The sequence below is a fragment of the Cytophagia bacterium CHB2 genome (genome assembly GCA_030263535.1).
Classification (GTDB): domain Bacteria; phylum Zhuqueibacterota; class Zhuqueibacteria; order Zhuqueibacterales; family Zhuqueibacteraceae; genus Coneutiohabitans.
Map to the genome: position 1 here is coordinate 1 of SZPB01000079.1, position 20,375 is coordinate 20,375.

The window sequence follows — 20,375 nt, forward strand, 5'->3', positions numbered from 1 at the left end:
TGAGATATGACAAGAAAGAATCGATAATCGTCTTAAACAAACCGCGAAGCGGTGGAATGTTTATAGTAAAATCCGCCCCACCACCCTTCAAAACTCCGATGGAGTGAAATGTTGCACGGGTTCGATTTTAAACCCTGCGCTTTCGATGAAAAGAACATGTCACTCCTTTCGGAGTTTGTAGAAACGGCGTGCGCGCATGACTATAACCATTTCACTCCTTCGGAGTTGCCGGCAAGTTCTCGTGCAAAATTTTTTGTGCCTCACCCAATTCGTAAATTGACATCTTGATCAAGCCCGCGCTCATCACGGATTCGGTCAGACATGGTGCAAAATTCAGGTGTGAAGTATTGGGAAAACGGCGCGATCCGGCTGCGAACCCAGTACATCACAAGATTCCTCCTGACATTGACAAAAGTACGGGGAAATCTCGAACTTAACGTTGCAGTACTAGCGACGCTGCGCAACCAATTCTGGATTGATGATTGCGGATTGCGGAAGTTACGATACTCGAATGGATCGATGACTTGAACAATGCGATCACCTCAAATTGCTAGGTTTAGATTACGAAGACAATCATTTCTAAAAGGAGGATGAAACACATGGGAGCCGCCCGGATATTTTTCTTTTTTACGATCTTCTTGATTGGAAAAACCATGCCTGTTGCCTCGCAATCTTTCGGCGAGATTCATCGTGTTGATCCTCGCATCAACCATTTAATCCCGGCGAACGCCAAACTGGAAAAGCTTGCCGAGGGCTTTGAGTGGACCGAAGGCCCGCTCTGGTTGCCGCAGGAACAGGCGCTGGTTTTCACCGATATTCCCAAGAACACAATTTATAAATGGAAACAAGGCGAGGGGATCAGCGTTTATTTGCGGCCCGCGGGATATGTTGGTGAGGATCCGCCCGGCTTTGAGCTGGGCGCGAACGGATTGAACTTGAGTCCCGCCGGCAAGCTGGTAATGTGTGATCACGGCAATCGCTGCATCAGCCAACTCAACACACAGAATTTTACCAAAAAAGTTTTAGCCGATCGTTTTGCAGGCAAACGCTTGAACAGCCCGAATGACGGCGTGTTCAAATCCAACGGCGATTTTTATTTCACGGATCCGCCGTATGGCCTGGCCGGCTTGAACCAAAACCCCAAAAAGGAGTTGCCGTTCAACGGCGTTTATCGTTTATCAAAAGAGGGTGAGCTGACCCTGTTGACCAAGGAACTGACGTATCCCAATGGCATTGCTTTCTCGCCGGATGAAAAAACTCTTTACGTTGCCCAATCCGATCCGGACAAAGCTATTTGGATGGCATTCAACGTAAAAGAGGACGGCACGATTTCAGATGGCAGAATTTTGTTCGATGCCACGCCGTGGGTGAAGCAGCGTAAAAAAGGATTGCCGGACGGCTTGTCCGTTGATGAATCCGGCAATCTCTTCGCCACCGGGCCGGGCGGAGTGATCATTCTCAGCCCGAAAGGCGAGCATTTGGGCACAATCGCAACCGGCGAGGCGACTTCGAATTGCGCGTTTGGCGACGATGGCTCGGTATTGTATATCACGGCGGATATGTATCTTTGCCGGATAACGTTGAGCACAAAGGGGAAAATGTGAAAACCGACTCATTTTTTAATCGCTTTTTTCGCGAGTTTCCCGGCGCGTTGTTCACGTTGATCGGGGAAGATCCGCGCAAGGCCAAAAGGTACAAATTCACTTCCATCGAGGTGAAGGAGCAAGCCTTTCGTTTCGACGGCCTTTTTCTGCCAAAGACGAAAGACGATCCGATTTATTTCGTCGAGACGCAATTCAAGAAAGAAAACGACTTTTACGCCCGTCTTTTCGGTGAGATATTTTTGTATTTGCGGCAATATCGCCCGCTTAACAACTGGCGGGCGGTTGTGCTCTTTCCGCGAGAGACGGCAAATCCCGGCGTTCATCAGCATTTTCAAGAGTTTTTTGTGAGCGGCAGGCTGCAGCGGCTTTATCTGAAACGTTTGCCCAAAAAACATTTAGAAAAATTCCCTTTGAGTTTGGTTCAGATCATATTAGATTCAGAGCAGAACGTCGCGTCGACGGTTCGCAAAATTGTTCGCCAGTTACCCGACCAGTTTCCTCAAGCTGATGATCTAGAAAAGGTCGTCCCAATGCTGGTCAGTTTATTGATGGATAAGCTTCCCCAACTCTCGTTAAAGGAGATAAAGAAAATGACAGAGCCTTTATTTTCCAACATCAAAAAATCGCGCGCCTATCAAGAGATCGCCGAGGAGGTTGAGCAAGAGCTTACGCCGAAGATCGAGCAAGAGCTTACGCCGAAAATTGAACAAGAGCTTGCGCCGAAGATTGCGCAAAACAAGGCGCGCGAAATCGCCAAATCGCTGTTGCGCAAAAAAATGAGTGTCGATCTGGTCGCTGAAGTCACCGGCCTTTCCAAGAAGGAGGTTCGCGCGCTGAGCAAGGAATTGCCCGGCCACAAAAATTAGTTTCACATCCTCGCCACAATTCTGTTGCGCCGGCAAAAATCCCGAACAGGATTAGCGCCTGAAAGCGCTGCAACACGGATAACTCCATCTTGCGCACATCGCGCCGCCTACTGCGGAGATGCCATGCCCTTAGTCGTTGCCCTCGCCGGTATTCTGTTTCTCCTCTTTCTTGTCATTCGCCTCAAGCTGCAGGCATTCACCGCGCTTTTGCTCGTGAGTTTGCTGGTGGCGTCGCGGCGGGCATGCCCTTGAATACCATTTTGGATTCCATTAAAAAAGGCATGGGGGATACGTTGGGGTTTGTGGCCGTCGTCGTTGGCTTAGGCGCCATGTTCGGCCGCATGCTGGAAATTTCCGGCGGCATCGAACGCCTCGCACGCGGCCTGCTGGAAAAATTCGGAGAATCTCACGCGCAATGGGCGTTGGCGTTGACCGGCTTCATTGTGTCGATTCCGATTTTCTTCGACGTCGGATTTATCCTCATCGTGCCGCTCGTGCACGGACTCACGCGCAAAACCGGGCATTCCCTGCTGTATTATGGCATTCCTTTGCTCGCGGGACTCGCGGTAACGCACTCGTTCGTTCCTCCCACGCCCGGGCCGATCGCAGTTGCTGAGTTGTTGCATGCCGATCTCGGCTGGGTGATTCTCTTCGGCCTTCTTGCCGGCATTCCCGCAATGATCATCGCAGGCCCTCTTTTCGCCAAATATCTTGCCAAACGCATTCACGTTAACGTACCGGATTATTTTGATTTGCAAAGCCCAATACATGATCGCGAAAAAGATTTGCCCGGGTTGGGCGCCGTCGCGGGCATTATTTTCATTCCATTGTTTTTGATACTACTGAATACCATCTCGAGCGCGGCGCTGGACGAAGGTATCTTGCGCGAAATTCTGGCATTCGCCGGCCATCCGTTCGTTGCTCTACTTATTGCAACGCTGCTGGCTTTTTACATTTTCGGCACCCGGCGGGGATTTTCATCAGAGGAGGTGCAGAGTCTGGCGACCAAGGCGCTGGAGCCGGCGGGCATCATTATTCTCGTCACCGGCGCCGGCGGTGTATTCAAACAAATTTTGATTGACTCCGGTGTGGGCAAGGTTTTAGGCGAGATGATGTCCGCCTCTGGCTTGCCGCCGCTGTTACTGGCTTTTCTCGCGGCCGCCATTATCCGCATTGCGCAAGGCTCGGCCACGGTGGCAATGATCACCGCCGCCGGCATCATGTCTCCCATCGTGGCAACGTTGGAGTTGCAGGGCGCAATTTTGGGTTTGATGGTGATCGCGATTGCCGCCGGCGCTTCCATCGCCTCGCATGTGAACGACTCCGGCTTTTGGCTGGTCAATCGCTATTTTGGTTTGAGCGAGAAAGAGACCCTGCGTTCCTGGACGATAACCTCGACCTTGATTGCAGTGGTGGGATTCGCAATGGTTTTTGCGATATCCTTGTTTGTGGCGTAACCGCCGCCGCGTTCTGATTAGATATTGGCATTGCCTGACATCGCCAACGAATCAACAACATTTTTCTTAAAACATAAGCCCAACAACTCGATCACAAAAATTCTGCAACACCGGAAAGCTTCTGGCAAAGCTTGCAATTTCGATAACTCAGCTTCATTCTTTCTGCTTTGCATGATTTCATCTGATTTTTTGCTGTGCGCGTTTTTAACTCATTTCGATGGGAGCGCAACATGAACTATAGACGCTTTGGCCGTACCAATTGGCAGGTTAGCGAGATTGGTTATGGCATGTGGGGCATGGGAGGATGGACGGGTTCGGATGATCAAGAGTCGATACAAAGCCTGCAACGCGCGGTGGAGTTGGGCTGCAATTTCTTCGACACAGCATGGGCTTATGGCGCGGGAAAAAGTGAAGGCCTGCTCGGCCGACTCGTGCGCGCCAACCCGGAACACAAACTCTACACCGCCACGAAAATTCCTCCCAAGAATCTCAAATGGCCCAGCCGGCGCGAATATTCCCTCGATGATTGCTATCCGCCCGACCATATCCGGCACTATGTTGAAAGCAGCTTGCAAAATGCCGGTTTGAATTCCTTTGATTTGATGCAATTCCACACCTGGGAAGATCTCTGGCTCAACGATGATCGCTGGTTGCACAAACTAACAGACCTCAAACGGCAGGGCTTGATTCACGCCATTGGCATTAGTCTCAACCGCTGGGAGCCGTGGAACGGCGTGAAGACGGTGGAAAGCGGGGCCATCGATGCGGTGCAAGTCATCTACAACATCTTCGATCAGAATCCGCAAGACGAACTTTTTCCGGCATGCCGAAAGCATGAGGTCGCCGTCATCGCACGCGTGCCGTTTGACGAAGGCACGTTGACCGGAACCTTGACCAAAGAGAGCCGCTGGCCGGCAGGCGATTGGCGCAATACTTATTTTGTGAAAGAAAATCTGCACGCCAGCGTGGACCGCGCCCAAGCCTTGCAGCCGCTTATTCCTGCCGGCATGACCATGCCGGAGATGGCGTTGCGGTTTATTTTAGCCGAGCCTGCCGTCAGTGCCATCATTCCCGGTATGCGCAAAATCAAACATGTGGAAGCGAATCTCGCTGCGAGCGCGGCCGGCCCGTTGCCGGCTGCTCTCGTCAAGGAATTGGGAAAACATCGGTGGGATCGCAAACCAACAAAATGGTCGCAATGAAATTCATTGGGATAGCCTGTTCTTCGCCTTGATTTCAGCGGAACAGGCTATCCTCAAAAATGAGACGTTATGCCTTTGCCAGCTCTTCATGCACACGCAGGAGTAAATTCTTTGTCGCGTGAATGCCGTCAGGCTCGCTGAGCGTAGTGCCTTCGTATTCAATGCCGATATAACCATTGTAACCGGCATCGATGACAATCTTCAACATACGCCTGTAATCCGTTTGCACCTCATTGCCGGCCTCGTCGAATTCGTTTGATTTCGCGCTCACGGCTTTGGCAAAGGGCATCAACTCTTGCACGCCTTTGTAGCGATCATACATGTCCGCGCAAGGCTTTTCCCACGAGTTATCTTCGCGTCTCACACAAAAATTTCCAAAATCCGGCAGTGTGCCGCAGCGCGGATGATCGACCATTTTCATCACCCCTGCCAGCCATTCACCGTTGCTCGATAGCCCGCCGTGATTTTCGACAATGACGTTCATCTCGTTTTGTGCGCCGAATTCGGTCAACCGGCGCAGGCCTTCAGCCGCCAGTTTTTGCTGCTCTTCAAAACTGCCTTCACTCGCGGCGTTCACGCGAATGGAGTGGCAGCCGAAATATTTCGCGGCTTCAATCCATTTGTAATGATTTTCCACCGCTTCCATGCGCTTTTGCTCATCGGGATCGCCGAGCCGGCCTTCACCATCACACATAATGAGTAGGATGCGCACGCCTTCCCCCTGCGCGCGCGTCAACAGTTCGCGCAGATAACCCGCGTCTTTCGCCTTGTCCTTGAAAAACACGTTGACGAATTCGACCGCCTCGATGCCGTAATCATTTTTTGCAGCCTTGGCAAAATCAAGATGATCCAATTGCCCGGCAAAAATCGTTTTGTGCAGCGACCATTCCGCCAGTGAAATTTTGTACAACGGCGAGGCCACGCTTGACATGCCTGCGGCTTTTTGTTCGCCTTCGGAGCCTGAGTTCGTGCATCCCAATAAAATTTGACCAGACCATCCGACCAAGCCAAGGCCTCCGGCAAGCTGCACCGATTGCTTTAAAAAATCTCGACGTTTCAACATACGGTAATCCTCCTCACAGAAAAATTAAACACAACCGATGAATTGCATCCCGTCATTTTTTTTGTATGACAACCTCAGCCAGCACGGGAAGATGATCAGAGGTGTATGGCCCGCCGGCGGGATCCGCAATAATGCCATGCCGTAAAACGTTGAGACGATGATTGACAAAGATGTAATCAATGCCCGGGCGCTCGGTCGCGCGGCCAAAATCGTGAAAGGTCCAATCCGGGCCGTAATGCGGCAACATGGAGATATCGCGCGCATTTATCAAACCATGCGCTGGCGTCAGAGAATCCTGCTCCACCGCGTCTCCCACCAAAATCTCATAAACCAGGTTCGACGCGGTCGCGTTGAAATCTCCGGTCACGATTACCGGCTCGGAGCCCGCCACATTTTGTATCTGGCGCAACAAAAGTTTTGCGCTTTCTTCACGCGCGCGTTGGCCGACGTGATCAAAATGCGTATTGAATAAGAAGAAGACCTTGGCGTCGCGCTTGTCCTGGAATTTTGCCCACGTGACGACACGCGTGATCGCAGCATCCCACCCCACACTGCCAGGTTGTTCCGGTTCCTCAGATAGCCAAAATGTGATTTGTTGCAAAACTTCGAAACGATCTTTGCGATAAAGAATGGCGGAATACTCGCCCTGCTCTTTGCCATCGTCGCGGCCTACGCCGAGCCAGGCGAATTCCGGCAGCAACGCGCTCAAATCATCCAATTGCTCTTTCAGCGCTTCCTGTACGCCGACAAGATCGGCGCGGTGAAATTGTATGGTGTTGGCCACCAAGGCCTTGCGATGGGGCCAGGCATTCTCGCCGTCATTGGGATTATTAAAGCGAATATTGAAACTCATCACATTGAGGGAATTGGTCGGAGTAGGTGCTGGCGCGGTGTTGCACGAAACGAGAAGAAAAAATGCCCCGCTAAAAATCAATGATCGAGAGTAAGTTTGCATATCGGATTCCGGCAGAGTGTGCAGCAATTTTTGTTGACGAAATATAAAAACAGAAAGGCGCAGTTGCAAATGTCGAAGTAAAATTAAACCTCGTCGCGTGCCGAAAAAAGATTTGCATTATTCTCCAAGATCGCTATCATGATATGACGAAATTTTCATCATCGATCAGCGCGATCACCCCGGTTTCTTCGAGAACCTTAGCGGAAGGAGCAGGTTATGGAACAATCCCACCGGATCACCATGTTGGGCACGGGTTTGATCGGCATGTTTTACACCATGACGTTGCACGGCCAGCGCAAGCGTGATCGTGTACACACGGTTTATTCCCGCAGCGCAGTGCGGGCGCAACAGTTTGCCGCAGATTGGAACATTCCCAAACACACCACCAGCCTCGCCGAGGCTATCAACGATCCTGAAACCGATTGCGTGGTGATCGGCCTGCCCAATCATCTCCACGAAGAAGCTGTGAGCCTGGCTGCACAAGCCGGTAAAGCGATTCTCTGCACTAAACCTCTTGGCCGCAACGCCACAGAAGCGCAGCGCATGCTTGCGCTAGTTGAACAAGCCGGCGTATTTCACGGTTATCTCGAAGATTTGGTTTATACTCCAAAAATGTTGAAGTCGCTCGATTCCATTAAGAAAGGAGCACTGGGACAGATTTTGTGGGCGCGCTCGCGTGAGACGCATCCCGGGCCGCACAGCGCCTGGTTTTGGGATGCCAACGAAGCCGGCGGCGGCGCAATGATCGATCTTGCCTGTCACTGCATCGAGATCATTCGCCATTACATCGGGAAAGATATTCGTCCGGTGGAGGTGATGTGTTGGGCGGATACGTTGGTGCATCCGATTGCGGCGGAAGATCATGGCATCGGGTTGATCAAATTCGCCACTGGCGCGGTCGGGCAATTCGAGGTGAGCTGGGCGTTTCGCGGGGGCATGGATTTGCGCGACGAAGTGTCAGGCACGCAAGGCACGCTCTGGCTCAATCATTTTCTGCGCACCGGTTTTGAAATGTTTACCAGCGGCGAAAGCGGCGGCTACGTTGCCGAAAAATCCGAGCGCGAAAGCGGCTGGCTTTTTCCGGTGGGTGATGAGGTGAACGAGCTGGGTTACGCGCACATGTTTACCGACATGTTTGACGCCTGGGACAAGCATCAGGCGCCGCGCGAAACATTCTACGACGGCTATGTCGTCAACGCCATTCTCGATGCATGCTACAAATCCGCGCGCACAAAGAAATGGGAGCCGGTCGAACTGCGCGACTGGCCAGGCGCAAACAACGTTGAAAAAATCAAAGCGCCGGCCCAGGAATTCGAAGGCCAGATTTTGATCAAGCGCGAGCGCATGCCTGACGGGGTGACGAAGTATATCTTGAAGGACAAACAAAGCGGAACGATCACAAATGTGATAAAATAAAGCGCCATCCCAAAACACTGCTGCCCGGGCGATTGTGATGAAAGATCAAGCGATTAGCTTTTCAAAGTTAGAATAAAATTCTGAAAGCTTACGGCAGGATAATTTGTCGGCAGAACGATTTGATATAATTCTGCCGATAAATCATCCTGCCAAAGGTTTTTCGGCGATGCTTGTTGATTTCGGTGCATTTCGGTGGAAAAGCTTTATCGCCGATGGTCGCCGAAGACACCGAGATTCACCAAATAGTTTTTTGTTGCTTCGCAGAAGCTTTGATTTGCAGCTTGTCTGCAAATCGGAGTAGGCGATCAGGTTTTCGAACTTTGAATAAAATTCTAACTTTTCTCCAGCGGATTGAAACAACCCAGCGGATGAAAAGCCCTTTATCAGTTGGGTTGTTTCAATCCGTTGGAAAATTTTTTGCTGCCCGAAGACCCAGGTTTTCAGCTTATCTGAAAAACTTGTTTAGGCCGTTTATCGAGCATGTGCATGCTCCATGACTAATCGCTCGGGCGGTTTCAAAAAAGACGGCACGATCACGAATATAAACATAACGGAGACCTTATCATGTTCAACCAAATCAAAACTCTTATGCCCTCCCTCCCATTGATTTTCATCGCGGTCGTTATGCTCATCGCCAGCACGGTTGTTGCGCAATCGCAATGGAAAACCCACGACATCACCCGGCCGCGCCCGCCGGTGGTGACGCCGGACAAAAACGTTGTGGCTTCCCTCCCGCCTTCCGATGCGATAATTTTGTTCGCTGGAAAAGATCTGGCGCAATGGAGCGACGCCAAAGGCGAGCCGGCAAAATGGAAAGTGGAAAATGGTTATATGGAAATTTCCAAGGGCGGCGGCGACATTCGCACCAAAGCCGGCTTTGGCGATGTGCAATTGCATATCGAGTGGGCCGCGCCGACGCGCGAGCTAGATGGCGGGCAAAATCAAGGCAACAGCGGCGTTTATTTGATGGGATTGTACGAAGTGCAAGTGCTCGATTCATACCAAAGCGAAACCTACGCCGACGGCCAGGCTGCTGCGATTTACGGCCAATATCCGCCGCTCGCCAACGCTTGCCGGCCGCCGGGCGAGTGGCAAAGTTATGACATCATCTTTCGCCGCCCGCGTTTTGGCAATGACGGCGCACTGTTGCAGCCGGCGCGCATGACGGTTTTGCACAACGGCATTTTGGTGCAGGATAACGTCGCGCTCTGGGGGCCAACGAACTGGATGGAATTTGATGCGTATGCCGCGCACGCGGACAAGCTTCCCATTTCGTTGCAAGATCACGGCAGTCCGGTGCGCTACCGCAACATTTGGCTGCGCGAGTTGCCCGAGCCTCTCGACCTGCGTCCGCCCTCGGGGAAAATCGCGGACGCAATCACTCTTGCGCCCGAGGTTCTTGACCGCTACGTGGGCAAGTACGAAGTGAATCCCAATTGGCATTTCAATCTCAAGCGCGAAGGCGAAAAGATGCTGGCGAATTTTTCCGGCTCGCGCTGGCTGGAAATCGTCGCCCTCTCGGACCGCAAATTCACCATGGCAAAAACCGCGGGTGATTTGGAATTCGAATTGGATAAAAAAGGCCGGCCCAAAAGCTTTGTGTTTCGCATGGGAGGCAGTGAATATGCGGCGAAAAAGCTCGCCACAAAATGACGCAATTTCACGGAGGACGATTCTATGCAAACCGCTAAAAGTTATTCTCGCCGAGATTTCTTAAAGCAGTGTGGCGCCGCATCAGCATTTGCCGCAACTGCGGTTCCCGGCCTCTTATCGACTACCTTCGAGGAAATTCCCATGAAAGAATTTGCCGACAAACCCGTCGCGCCCAGCGATAAAATCCGCCTCGCCACCATTGGCATGGGCATTATCGGTTTTATCGACACTGAAACGGCATTGCAAGTGCCGGGGGTCGAATTCGTGGCCGCAGCGGATTTATACGATGGCCGCCGCATTCGCACGCAGGAGATTTTTGGTAAAGACGTGGCGACCACGCGTGACTATCAAGAAATTCTGAATCGCCCGGACATCGATGCCGTCATCATCGCAACCTCCGATCATTGGCATGCGCAAATGGCAATCGACGCCATGAATGCCGGCAAGCATGTGTATTGCGAAAAACCCATGGTGCAACACGCAGCCGAGGGACTCGACGTCGTCGCGGCACAGCGTAAAACGAAAAAGGTGCTAGAGGTCGGCAGCCAATCGGTGAGTTCCTTGGTGTACGACAAAGCCAAAGAACTTTTCAATGCCGGCGCGATTGGAGAATTGAACATGGTTAATGCGAGTTGGAGGCGCAATTCCGCAGTGGGCGCCTGGCAATACTCGCTTCCGCCAGATGCTTCGCCGGCGACCATTGATTGGGAACGTTTTCAAGGCAAAGCACCGAATCGGCCGTTCGATCCCATTCGCTTTTTTAGATGGCGCAATTACATGGATTACGGCACCGGCATTCCGGGCGATTTGTTCGTGCACCTGTTCTCGGGCATCCATCACGTCATCGGCGCGAAAGGGCCGGCGCAAATCATGGCGGCCGGCGGCTTGCGCTTTTGGAAAGATGGACGCGACGTGCCTGATGTGATTTCGGGCCTGTACGATTATACCGAATCCGAACATCACCCCGCGTTTACACTCGCGCTGTCCACGAATTTCATCGACGGCAGCGAAGGCGAAACCGGCACGCGCTTCATCGGCAGCGAGGGCACAATGATTTTGGACGGGGATAGTGTGAAGGTGATTCGCCGCAACCGTTATCGCGAGAGCATGGAAGATCTAGTGGAAGGCTACAACTCCGTGCGTACGTTTTCTCAGGAGATGCAGGAAAAATTTAGAGAGCAATATCGCGCGAACATGGCCGGTGCTGCGCTAAAACCGCAGCTCGAGGGTGTCACGGAATTCAAAGCGCCGAGAGGCTACGATGAGCGGTTGGATCATTTCCACAATTTCTTCAACGCCATACGCACCAACACAAGCGTGATTGAAGATGCGGTTTTCGGCTTGCGCGCGGCGGCGCCGGCGGTGCTGACCAATACTAGCTATCTCGAAAAAAGGGTGATCGCCTGGGATGCGGAAAAGATGATGGCCGCATCATGACGGCGGTTCGCCGGCGGCGGCAAGCTTGCATCTGCGGGCAAATGCAGGATCTCATCCGGGAGAACGGCTATTGCGCATCCGATGAGAAAAAAACTGCTCCATGCTCGTCGATGTGCCGTTTCAAGTCGTCGTTGGTTATGCTCTCATACTTGACGACGTCAAAAAAATAAGGCAACGGCAGCTCTTGATTGAGCAAAACACGCAGCCGGACAGCCATTGGTGGCGTGAAATCTTTACCCACAATGGCGAGATCGACGTCCGAGCTTTTCTTGTTGTTACCCATCGCGCGAGATCCGAAAATGATCGCTTTTTCGATCGCGGGAAACTCATGCAGCGCGCGCAGGATGTTTTTTTGGTCTCTTTCGGTCAGCCCAAAAGCCATTTTTGTATTCACTCATTAAATATTTATAGAATTGCTGTGTCGAAACGTTGGTGCCATCAAATTTCTTTTGATTCATACTCTTCTCTCTTCAACAGACATTTGCTTTTTGTGGCGATTTCGAGAACAAATATAAAAATAGGCTCTTCAATTTCAAACAAGATTTCACGACGGGCGAATATCGGCAAATGAATTCACCACCAAATCCGCGCCGGCGGCGTGAAGCTCGTCGGCCGCGAATGTTGTCGTAATTCCGATCACCCGGCAGCCGGCGGATTTTCCCGAGCGCACGCCATTGATGGAATCCTCGATGACCAGACAGTGCTGCGGTTCGATATCGAGTTTTTTCGCCGTCTTGAGATAAGGCTCGGGATGAGGTTTGCTATGCGTGACTTCGCCGCCGGACACAATGGCCTCGAAACAAGTGGCGAGCTGAAATTTTTGCAAAACACTTTCAACATTTTCCGGCAAGGCTGACGTGGTTAAACCGATGCGCCAGCCCGAAGCGCGACAGAAATTTATGAAATCAACCGCGCCTTCGATTAATTCCAGTTCCTGCACGATGCTCTTCGTATAGAGCCTGCTTTTGAAAGCAATAAACTCCTCGATTTTCGATGCTGCCTGCTCGCTGCCATTAAAAAAATAGCGGGCCGCTTGTTTCTCCGTGACGCCTTTAAACCGCACGATGTCTTCCGGCAACAACTCAAACCCAAAATGCCGGCAGGTCAAGTCCAAGGCTTTAACGTGCAACGGCTCGGAATCGACAATCACGCCGTCAAGATCAAACAGAACAGCCTGGACTCCATTTATTAAAATGTCCATCATCAAAAATTCTACCCGTGCTTTAATTTCAACGCCAGGATGGTCAATGCCAAGACCAGCGTAATCGCATTGCTAATAATGACCGGGGCATCGTTGATGAGAATGCCATAAATCAACCACAAGAAAACGCCGCTGCCAAAAATTACGAACATGCCCAAGGACAAGTCTTTCGCCGATCGCGCCTTCCAACTTTTGATCAACTGTGGAATAAAAGATGTCGTCGTGAGTGCGGCCGCAGCCAGGCCGATGAGAGTAATATAGTTCACATGGACTCCAAGATTGTGACGAAGCAAATTCCGGTTTCCGGCATCTCTGGCGTTTTGGGAATCATGCCTGCGGCGCGGGCCTCATGTCCAACAGTTGTGTGTTTCCATTCGCGGCGGCAGAGCAAAATTATCGCTGAGGGTGAAAGGATACCCGGCGGGAAACACGCTATTGAAATGCCGCACAGCCTCGCGGCATTGAGAGGCTTGAGCAAACGCCCTCACGTTGAGCGGGAATCCCAAATTTTAGAGACGGCAATCTAACAAAATTTTCCGGAAGAGCAAGAATGAAAATGGGTGTTATCTTGCCTGGGTCAGAACACCCCGCGGCATTAGATTCCTGCCTGTTAAAAATGTTGGCCCAGGCGCTTACCAGAGCGGCATGCCATCGCTGCCAAAACCGAAAAAGCTGCCGCCCTCCCGCCAAAAAAAGCATTGCAATTTAGCCGCGTTTGCGTAGCTTCTCCTGCAAATGCAACGCAACTTGTGAGGACGTGGTATGCTGTCAAGGCTTTTCACCGTAACCAATCTCTTCATCATCTCCGTTTTGATTGCCTGCCTGGCGCTTTTCGTTCTGGTGCTTGCCCCCGCCGATCCCTCTGAAGACGGCGACGACACGGTCACCCGCATTCACTTTGCCGACAACATCTCTGCGGCGCATCGCAAACTGATCGAACGCTTCAATGAAAAATATCGCGGCGAAATCGAAGTGGTGCCAGTGGATTTGCCGTTCAACAAATTCAGCACCAACGAGCGCAAACAGCTTCTCACGCGCTCGTTCCGCAGCAAAACCACGCGCATTGACGTGTTTGCGGTGGATTTGGTTTGGGTGCCGCGTTTCGTCAAATGGGCCGAGCCGCTTTCGCCGCATTTTACCGCGGCCGAACGCAGCGATTTCCTGCCCTATGCTCTGGAATCCTGCTATTTCGATAGCGTTCTGGTCAGCGTTCCTTTTTATATCGACATCGGTTTGATGTACTATCGCAAAGATATTTTGCAAAAACTGCCGGATTATCCTGCCATCGAAAAAAAGCTGCAAGCCTCCGTCACCTGGGAAGAATTTGTTCACCTCAGCCGGCGTCCGGAACTGGCGCAACATCCTTTTTATCTTTTTCCGGCAGATAATTATGAAGGCCTGGTGTGCAGCTTCGTTGAAGCCACCAACAGTCAGGGCGCGCCCTTGTTTGCCGGAGACTCGTTGCGCTTGAACACACTGCCGGCGCTGCGCGCCTTGCGTTTGTTGGTGAATCTGGTCAATCAATATCGCGTGACGCCGCCGCTCGTCACCGAGTATAAAGAAATCGAAGTGTATGAGTACGCGCTTGCGCAGGATGCCATTTTCTTTCGCGGCTGGCCGGGAAATTTGCAAGGTTACCGTGCCAATTTTCGCGAGAAAATCGATAACATCGGCGTGGCGGCGCTGCCGCATTTTGAGGGCGCTGCCCCCACTTCCATTTTTGGCGGTTGGAATTTGATGATCTCGAAAGATTCGGAGAAAAAAGAGCAAGCGCTCAAATTTCTACGCTTCATTACCAGCAAGGAAATGCAACAGATGATGTATGAAGAAATGGGATATCTACCGGCCAACCGGCGGGTGTATGAAGATCAAGCTTATTTTGCCTCGCAACCGGAGCTGCCGTATCTGCATCAGCTTTTGGAGCAGGGCACGCACCGGCCGGCCCTGGTGGAATACACCAAAATTTCGGATATTCTTTCTTTCTACATCAAGAAAGCGATTAAGCTGGAGCTACCGCCTGAGCAAGCCCTGCAAAGCGCGCAGGAAGCGATTCGCTCAGAGAAAGTTTTGGTTAATTGAAATAGGTGGGGCAGGAAGTCAAAGCTAGAATAAAATTCCAAATTCTTATCACCAACGCATAGATTAAGACCAACTGATGAAAAGACAAAAAGCTTTATCCGTTGGCGTTAATCCATCCATTGGAGCCGCCCCAGGGGCTGCGGTTTTCAGCTTGTCTGAAATCTGGCGTAGCTATCTTAATCCGCCGTTACCTCGTGCCTGTCATCCCGCAGCAGCAGGATCATGTGAAGTATGCAGCAAAGCGTTAGCCTTTCATAGGAACCACGTTGCACATTGGAATCGAGCTGAATACTTCACAGGATTCTTGCGTTCGACTGAGCTCACGCCGAAGTCTGAATGACATTCCGAGAGTAACAGCAACATGACTCTTTTGAATACCTACCCAACCCGAGCCGGCTTATGAAGCTGCGAGAACATCCCTTCGTCCAAAAATTACGCCGCTACCATTTTGAATTGAAGCACATCCTGCTGCTCTTCATCATTGTTATTGCCTTTCAAATCGTGATTTCGTTCGTGCAAAAAAACGCGTTGCGCGAGTTTCTCAATCAAACGCAGGCGTGGTATCAGCGCGATTCTGCCGAGCAAATCGCGCATCTCGCCGCCACTTCGCTGGAGCTGTTGCTGGAAAACGCTTCAGAAGCGCGCGTGCAAAGCGCGGAAGGGCGGCAAAAAATCTTGCAGGCGCTGAACATCATTTTCAGCCAACAGCTCTTGACGCGCAACATCGATGAAGCCTGCGTGCTGGTCTCGTACGGGGACGAGATCGTGGCCATCGACGACGGCGCGGTTTTGTACAACTATTTTTTTGAAAACAGCCGGGCGCTGCCGCGCGCGGATTTGCCGCATGCCGAGGCGGTTCATTCCTACCAAAAGCTGCGGCAGCAGTTGATGGCCACCGAACAAATTCACAGCATTCTGGAAGGCCGGCAAACGTTTCACGTATTTGCGCCGTTCGTGCCCAAAGGCGAGTATGCCGGCGCGGTTTACATTAAAAACACGCCGGACTTTGCCTTTGTGACGCGCGAGATCATTGCCAGTCACACGCAGTCGAGCCTGGTGTTCATGGGCATGATTTTCTTTGGACTGGTGGCGATGCTGTACGTCTCTTCGCACACCGTGCGCGAGCGCGACGAGGCGCAAAAACTCTTGTTTGAAGAACGCGAAGAGCAGATTAAAGAACGCATTCATTTTCAAAAAGAGGCGCAGTTTGCCAAGCGCATTTATCACACACATCACAAAGCCGAAAAGGTAATGGGCTTCATCAAGGAAGATTTGCGTTCGATCTCAGCGGAACGCATTGACGACGTCAAATATCGCGTCACGAAATATGCCAACTACGTGGCGCGCGCCATCTACGATATGAAATCCTACGAGCCGCCGCTGCAAGCGATTCGCAATCCCCTGTTCAAAACCGACATCAATGAAGTGTTGCGCTTCATCGTGCAGCATATTTGCCTGCGCGTGGCCACGCAGTCGGACAAATTCGATTTTCAGCTCGATCTGGATCAACGCCTGCCGCGCGTGCCGATCAACGAATTCGTGGTGTGGGAAATTCTCGAGCCGTTGTTGCGCAACGGCATGGAGCACAGCGGCGCCGGCCGCATCACGATTACCGTACACACGCGTTATTATCCGGAACAGAAATTCTCGCGCGTGACCATTGCCGATGATGGCAAGGGCATCGATCCCGCGCTGCTGGCCACCAATAGCGCGGGCATCAAGCGCATTTTTTTGGAAAACATCTCGACCAAAGAAAACGAGCACAACTCAGGCTACGGCTGTTATCTTGCTTACGAAATTGCCAAGCAGCGCTGCGGTTGGGATTTGGAAGTTGCGAATCTGCCGGCGCGCGGCTGCCAATTTACCTTGACGATTCCTCATGAAAGTCACTGAAGACATCAATATTCTGTTGATTGAAGACGAAGCCTACGACGTGCGGCGCGTGCAAAACACGCTGCGGCCGTTTGCCGATCATTTGCGCATCTCGGAAGTGGTATCAGATGGCGAACAAGCGCTGGCGCGGCTGGCCAAAGATCATGGCAAGATCGATGTGGTGATCATGGATTTTCAAATCTCCGGCGGCTTGATTGGCGAGAATCTCATCCGCAAGATCAAGGAGATCGACCCGGCCCTACAAATCATCGTGATCACCAAAATGACGATGAACATCTCAGATTTTCATTTTGCCAGCAAGCTGCTGGAAGCCGGGGCCATGTGGTATTGCACGAAATATCCCGGCGACGTGGAAGAGTACATTTACCAGCCCACCGATTTCGTGCTGAGCATCATCAATGCTTATGAGAAGAAAAAGCTCATCAAAGAGCAACGTGTGACCACGCTCAAGCTGCAAAAAAATGTGCAAGACATTCTGGCGCGCAAACGCATCATCGGCGTCTCGCCTGCCATTGAATCCGTGCGCGAGCAAATCGCGCGTTGCGCCGAAACCAATGCCAATGTGTTGGTGTTGGGCGCTTCGGGCACGGGCAAGGAATTGGTCGCCGCCAACATTCATTATTTAAGCAAAAGAAAACTCGAAAATTTTGTGCCGATCAACTGCGCCAGTTTACCGGACCATCTCATTGAAAGCGAGCTTTTCGGCTTCGAAAAGGGTTCATTCACCGGCGCGACCGCGAATAAGAAAGGCTTGTTCGAGGTGGCCATCGGCGGCTCGATTTTTCTTGATGAAATCACCGAGCTGCCCTTGTCCGCGCAATCCAAATTGTTGCGCGTGATTCAAGAACGCGAGATCGACAAAATCGGACGCACGGAAAAAATCGAGGTTGATGTGCGCGTGATGGCGGCCACCAACACGAATTTGGAAAAGGAAGTTGAAGAACGCCGTTTCCGCGAGGATTTGTATTACCGTTTGAATGTGGTTTCGATTTTCATTCCGCCGCTGGCGCAACGGCGCGAGGATATTCCGGTGTTGCTCGAGCATTTCTTGGGAATTTTTAGCGCGCAAATGAATCAAGAACCGCCGCGCTTGGATGATGAAGCTTCGCACTTTTTGCGGCATTATGATTGGCCTGGCAACGTGAGGCAGTTGCAAAACGTGTTGCAACGCCTGCTGCTTAGCCGCGCTGAGACGATCACACTGCCGCAGGTGAAGACGGCGCTAAACATCAAACCCGATGTCGCGCATGATGATCTTTCGAGCCGCGGGTTGTGGAGTCAGGAGCGCATCATTCCCTGGCGGGACATGGAAAAACTGGTGCAGGAAAAATATTTCCGTTTCGTGCGCGAAAGCGCCGGCTCTGACGCCGAAGCCGCGCGCATTCTCGGGCTCGCCCCGCCCAATTATCATCGCATGTGCAAGCGGTTGGGGATCAAGTGAATTGGGGGCGTATTGATCAGTTACTCCCTCTCAAACCCCTGGCTCACAAACTTCAACGTGCGGCTGTTTTCGGTAACGATCCGTACGACATTCTCCGGCGCGCCGGTGGGAATCTCCGCCTCGATTTCCAGCGTAACTTTGACTTTCGCGCCGACCAAGCCGGCCAGATGCGCGATCACTTCGTCGGCGATGCGTCCCGCGTCACGGCCAACGCGCGTGGGGTCGAGAATGACGCTGCCGTGAAAACGTTTGAGACCCACGGTCTGCAGCGCGGTGACAGTTTTGCCTTTGTCATCATTCAATTTCTGAATGTCTGGAGAAATGGATTCGGGATAGACGGCAGTGCCTCCCGCTGCCACTGGCGAACTTGGCCGTTCGGCTTCAGCTTGCTTGAGCGCAATCTCGGGACGGACAAGCATCCCGGGGTCGCCTTCCGTGATCGAAACGTGTTGGCCGCAGCGCAAACCGCGATAGCGTTGCGCGGCTTCGTCGTAACTGTCGGCGTAGGCAAACGACTCCTGCTCCCACGTCAGTAGCGCCAAGCCGTTGCGGATGGCTTCGATCAAAACCCCGGCCTCGCTCAATCGCGGCAAGTAAAGATAGCGGGCAAAGTCATCGATCAACTGTTTGATGGCAACGTGATCTCCGCGCCATAAAGGCACGCGGTCCAGCTCCATGCGCAATCTCGTGCCGGCAAGAGAGGTCACCAGCAGCTCTTCATTGCGAAGCTTTTTGCTCGCGCGCGCGGCGAGGGCGTCTGATCCGGATAACCGAATCGCCTGCCACTCGATGTTGGCTTGCGGCGAATTCTGCGTGGGCACGAGCAGCCATTGATACGCTTCCGGCAGTCGCGCTGTCACGGCGCTGTCGGCGGAGGCCTTCTGCGTTTCAGCTTGCTTGACCTGATGCGGTGAAAGATCGAGCTGCTCCTTCTCATCCAGAATCGATTGCCAGGCCAGAAAGCGGCGTGCGGCCTCATCCAAATCTTGCAGCCGGGTTTGATCCACCGCCAAGAACACTAACGTGTTGCGGAAAAGCCGCGGGGTGTTGCCGCGCGACTCGAAGATCGCCTTGGCCGCTCGCTCAGCCGCGTTGCCAGGCTCTTTGCTGTAAGGATGATCGATGCCAAGCACCACCAGCCGCGCGTCGATATCATCAGGCACGTCCTGGCTGGACTGCGGCACCGGATGCACACGTTTGAACTCGCCGGTTTTGCGCAGATCGGCGCGCAAACGTTTTTCAATTTCCTGCACCACCTTGTCGGTGTCGCGCTTGAGTTGTTCGGCGCGATCTTCGGCGAGCTTGGTCACCGTGGGTTGCGTGGAATACCAGTAGCGCGAACCATCGGGATAGAGATAAGTCGCGGCTGTGCTCAATCGCCGCAACGCGTCGCCGAAGATGGCGGGAGATTCGCCCGGCATCACACAGCCGAGCTTGATGCGCCGGTCTTCGAGGCCGCGATTCGCGGCAGTCGGCATTGGCGCCGAACCCAGATAAATCGTTCTCGCCACGCGACGGCACGCCGCGTATTTGCCGAGATTGGGAACCTCGCGGTCGAGTCGCAAAGGCAGCGCGTTCGGACCGTCCACGTCGCTCTCGATCACCGGCACCCAATTGTCCGAAAGATAGCGCGTCAGCTCGAATTGCACGCGCGGATCGTCGATGGCAATGTTCGCCGGCAGGATGAGCGGGTTGCGATCTTGCTTCTCCCACAACGAATGAATCACCGCGGCCATGAGTCGCAGCACGCCGCGCGTGCGCTGGAACTTCACCAGTGTCGACCAGTCGCTGTAGAGGCGGTCGAAAATCTCCGGGTGAATTGGGTAGGCAGCTTTGAGTCGTTTCTCGTAATCCGCCTCACGGCATTCGGGCGGGAATTCCTGGCTCTGCGTGCGATAAAGATCATAGAAAGCGCGGGCCGTGGTATCGCGCGCCACGAACTGGGTCTGCTCGACCAGCGGCTCGAACAGACGCCGGCGCACGATCTCGAAACCTTCCTCGGCGCTGGCCGGCCGCCAGGAGGCCTCGACGCGGCCGATGACGTTGCGCAGACGCGTGAGCGCCAGACGGCCGCGCTCGCCGCCGACCTCGGCATCGTCCGCCACGGC

15 protein-coding genes and 1 pseudogene are annotated in these 20,375 nt (G+C 52.7%); 10 read left to right on the forward strand and 6 right to left on the reverse strand.

Annotated features, from left to right (window positions below):
• Nucleotides 1-590: 590 nt before the first annotated feature.
• The 4 genes and pseudogenes from FBQ85_10045 (at nucleotide 591) to FBQ85_10060 (ending at nucleotide 5,129) form a co-directional block, all read left to right on the forward strand.
• Complete coding sequence (locus tag FBQ85_10045) at nucleotides 591-1,604, forward strand: SMP-30/gluconolactonase/LRE family protein (GenBank protein ID MDL1875489.1); 1,014 nt, start codon at nucleotides 591-593, stop codon at nucleotides 1,602-1,604.
• The gene (locus tag FBQ85_10050; GenBank protein MDL1875490.1) at nucleotides 1,514-2,470 is read left to right on the forward strand and encodes an Rpn family recombination-promoting nuclease/putative transposase; all 957 of its coding nucleotides are present in this window, start codon (nucleotides 1,514-1,516) and stop codon (nucleotides 2,468-2,470) included. The genes FBQ85_10045 and FBQ85_10050 overlap by 91 nt, the downstream gene beginning before the upstream one ends.
• 123 nt (nucleotides 2,471-2,593) lie before the next feature.
• Nucleotides 2,594-3,927 (forward strand): annotated as a pseudogene (locus FBQ85_10055) (gluconate transporter).
• A gap of 230 nt (nucleotides 3,928-4,157) precedes the next feature.
• Nucleotides 4,158-5,129: an aldo/keto reductase gene (locus FBQ85_10060; protein MDL1875491.1), complete on the forward strand. Its 972-nt coding sequence runs from the start codon at nucleotides 4,158-4,160 to the stop codon at nucleotides 5,127-5,129.
• A 67-nt stretch (nucleotides 5,130-5,196) separates the two neighbouring features.
• Here the strand turns inward: FBQ85_10060 and FBQ85_10065 are convergent, their stop codons facing one another.
• Nucleotides 5,197-6,192 (reverse strand): TIM barrel protein, encoded by a 996-nt coding sequence (locus FBQ85_10065; protein MDL1875492.1) that lies wholly within the window; start codon nucleotides 6,190-6,192, stop codon nucleotides 5,197-5,199.
• Between the two features lie 52 nt (nucleotides 6,193-6,244).
• Nucleotides 6,245-7,147, reverse strand: coding sequence for an endonuclease/exonuclease/phosphatase family protein (locus tag FBQ85_10070; protein MDL1875493.1), 903 nt, complete (start codon nucleotides 7,145-7,147; stop codon nucleotides 6,245-6,247).
• A gap of 216 nt (nucleotides 7,148-7,363) precedes the next feature.
• Here FBQ85_10070 and FBQ85_10075 point away from each other — a divergent pair, with 216 nt between their 5' ends.
• From FBQ85_10075 to FBQ85_10085, 3 genes are all read left to right on the forward strand, one after another.
• Complete coding sequence (locus FBQ85_10075) at nucleotides 7,364-8,563, forward strand: Gfo/Idh/MocA family oxidoreductase (GenBank protein ID MDL1875494.1); 1,200 nt, start codon at nucleotides 7,364-7,366, stop codon at nucleotides 8,561-8,563.
• Between the two features lie 564 nt (nucleotides 8,564-9,127).
• The gene (locus FBQ85_10080; GenBank protein MDL1875495.1) at nucleotides 9,128-10,216 is read left to right on the forward strand and encodes a DUF1080 domain-containing protein; all 1,089 of its coding nucleotides are present in this window, start codon (nucleotides 9,128-9,130) and stop codon (nucleotides 10,214-10,216) included.
• 24 nt (nucleotides 10,217-10,240) lie between these two features.
• The gene (locus FBQ85_10085; GenBank protein MDL1875496.1) at nucleotides 10,241-11,653 is read left to right on the forward strand and encodes a Gfo/Idh/MocA family oxidoreductase; all 1,413 of its coding nucleotides are present in this window, start codon (nucleotides 10,241-10,243) and stop codon (nucleotides 11,651-11,653) included.
• 67 nt (nucleotides 11,654-11,720) lie between these two features.
• On the opposite strand, the gene FBQ85_10090 is transcribed toward FBQ85_10085, so the two are convergent.
• The 3 genes from FBQ85_10090 to FBQ85_10100 form a co-directional block, all read right to left on the reverse strand.
• A complete protein-coding gene (locus FBQ85_10090; GenBank protein ID MDL1875497.1) occupies nucleotides 11,721-12,035 on the reverse strand; it encodes a nucleotidyltransferase domain-containing protein in 315 nt (104 codons plus the stop codon).
• Nucleotides 12,036-12,197: 162 nt separating this feature from the next.
• On the reverse strand, nucleotides 12,198-12,857 hold the full coding sequence (locus FBQ85_10095) for an HAD family phosphatase (protein ID MDL1875498.1): 660 nt from the start codon (nucleotides 12,855-12,857) through the stop codon (nucleotides 12,198-12,200).
• Between the two features lie 8 nt (nucleotides 12,858-12,865).
• The gene (locus FBQ85_10100) at nucleotides 12,866-13,120 is read right to left on the reverse strand and encodes a hypothetical protein (GenBank protein MDL1875499.1); all 255 of its coding nucleotides are present in this window, start codon (nucleotides 13,118-13,120) and stop codon (nucleotides 12,866-12,868) included.
• Nucleotides 13,121-13,616: 496 nt separating this feature from the next.
• Here FBQ85_10100 and FBQ85_10105 point away from each other — a divergent pair, with 496 nt between their 5' ends.
• From FBQ85_10105 to FBQ85_10115, 3 genes are all read left to right on the forward strand, one after another.
• A complete protein-coding gene (locus tag FBQ85_10105; protein MDL1875500.1) occupies nucleotides 13,617-14,933 on the forward strand; it encodes an extracellular solute-binding protein in 1,317 nt (438 codons plus the stop codon).
• 399 nt (nucleotides 14,934-15,332) lie between these two features.
• Nucleotides 15,333-16,826, forward strand: coding sequence for a histidine kinase (locus tag FBQ85_10110; protein ID MDL1875501.1), 1,494 nt, complete (start codon nucleotides 15,333-15,335; stop codon nucleotides 16,824-16,826).
• The gene (locus FBQ85_10115) at nucleotides 16,813-18,267 is read left to right on the forward strand and encodes a sigma-54-dependent Fis family transcriptional regulator (GenBank protein ID MDL1875502.1); all 1,455 of its coding nucleotides are present in this window, start codon (nucleotides 16,813-16,815) and stop codon (nucleotides 18,265-18,267) included. Before FBQ85_10110 ends, FBQ85_10115 begins: the two co-directional genes overlap by 14 nt.
• Nucleotides 18,268-18,287: 20 nt before the next feature.
• On the opposite strand, the gene FBQ85_10120 is transcribed toward FBQ85_10115, so the two are convergent.
• A partial coding sequence (locus tag FBQ85_10120; GenBank protein ID MDL1875503.1) for an ATP-binding protein occupies nucleotides 18,288-20,375 on the reverse strand: 2,088 nt, incomplete at its 5' end.

What these genes read in the sequence shown, in the direction of transcription:
- FBQ85_10045 (MDL1875489.1), top strand. Translation starts at nt 591, where the DNA reads ATGAAACACATGGGAGCCGCCCGGATATTTTTCTTTTTTACGATCTTC.
- FBQ85_10060 (MDL1875491.1), top strand. Translation starts at nt 4,158, where the DNA reads ATGAACTATAGACGCTTTGGCCGTACCAATTGGCAGGTTAGCGAGATT.
- FBQ85_10065 (MDL1875492.1), bottom strand. Translation starts at nt 6,192, where the DNA reads ATGTTGAAACGTCGAGATTTTTTAAAGCAATCGGTGCAGCTTGCCGGA.
- FBQ85_10070 (MDL1875493.1), bottom strand. Translation starts at nt 7,147, where the DNA reads ATGCAAACTTACTCTCGATCATTGATTTTTAGCGGGGCATTTTTTCTT.
- FBQ85_10075 (MDL1875494.1), top strand. Translation starts at nt 7,364, where the DNA reads ATGGAACAATCCCACCGGATCACCATGTTGGGCACGGGTTTGATCGGC.
- FBQ85_10080 (MDL1875495.1), top strand. Translation starts at nt 9,128, where the DNA reads ATGTTCAACCAAATCAAAACTCTTATGCCCTCCCTCCCATTGATTTTC.
- FBQ85_10085 (MDL1875496.1), top strand. Translation starts at nt 10,241, where the DNA reads ATGCAAACCGCTAAAAGTTATTCTCGCCGAGATTTCTTAAAGCAGTGT.
- FBQ85_10090 (MDL1875497.1), bottom strand. Translation starts at nt 12,035, where the DNA reads ATGGCTTTTGGGCTGACCGAAAGAGACCAAAAAAACATCCTGCGCGCG.
- FBQ85_10095 (MDL1875498.1), bottom strand. Translation starts at nt 12,857, where the DNA reads ATGATGGACATTTTAATAAATGGAGTCCAGGCTGTTCTGTTTGATCTT.
- FBQ85_10105 (MDL1875500.1), top strand. Translation starts at nt 13,617, where the DNA reads ATGCTGTCAAGGCTTTTCACCGTAACCAATCTCTTCATCATCTCCGTT.
- FBQ85_10110 (MDL1875501.1), top strand. Translation starts at nt 15,333, where the DNA reads ATGAAGCTGCGAGAACATCCCTTCGTCCAAAAATTACGCCGCTACCAT.
- FBQ85_10115 (MDL1875502.1), top strand. Translation starts at nt 16,813, where the DNA reads ATGAAAGTCACTGAAGACATCAATATTCTGTTGATTGAAGACGAAGCC.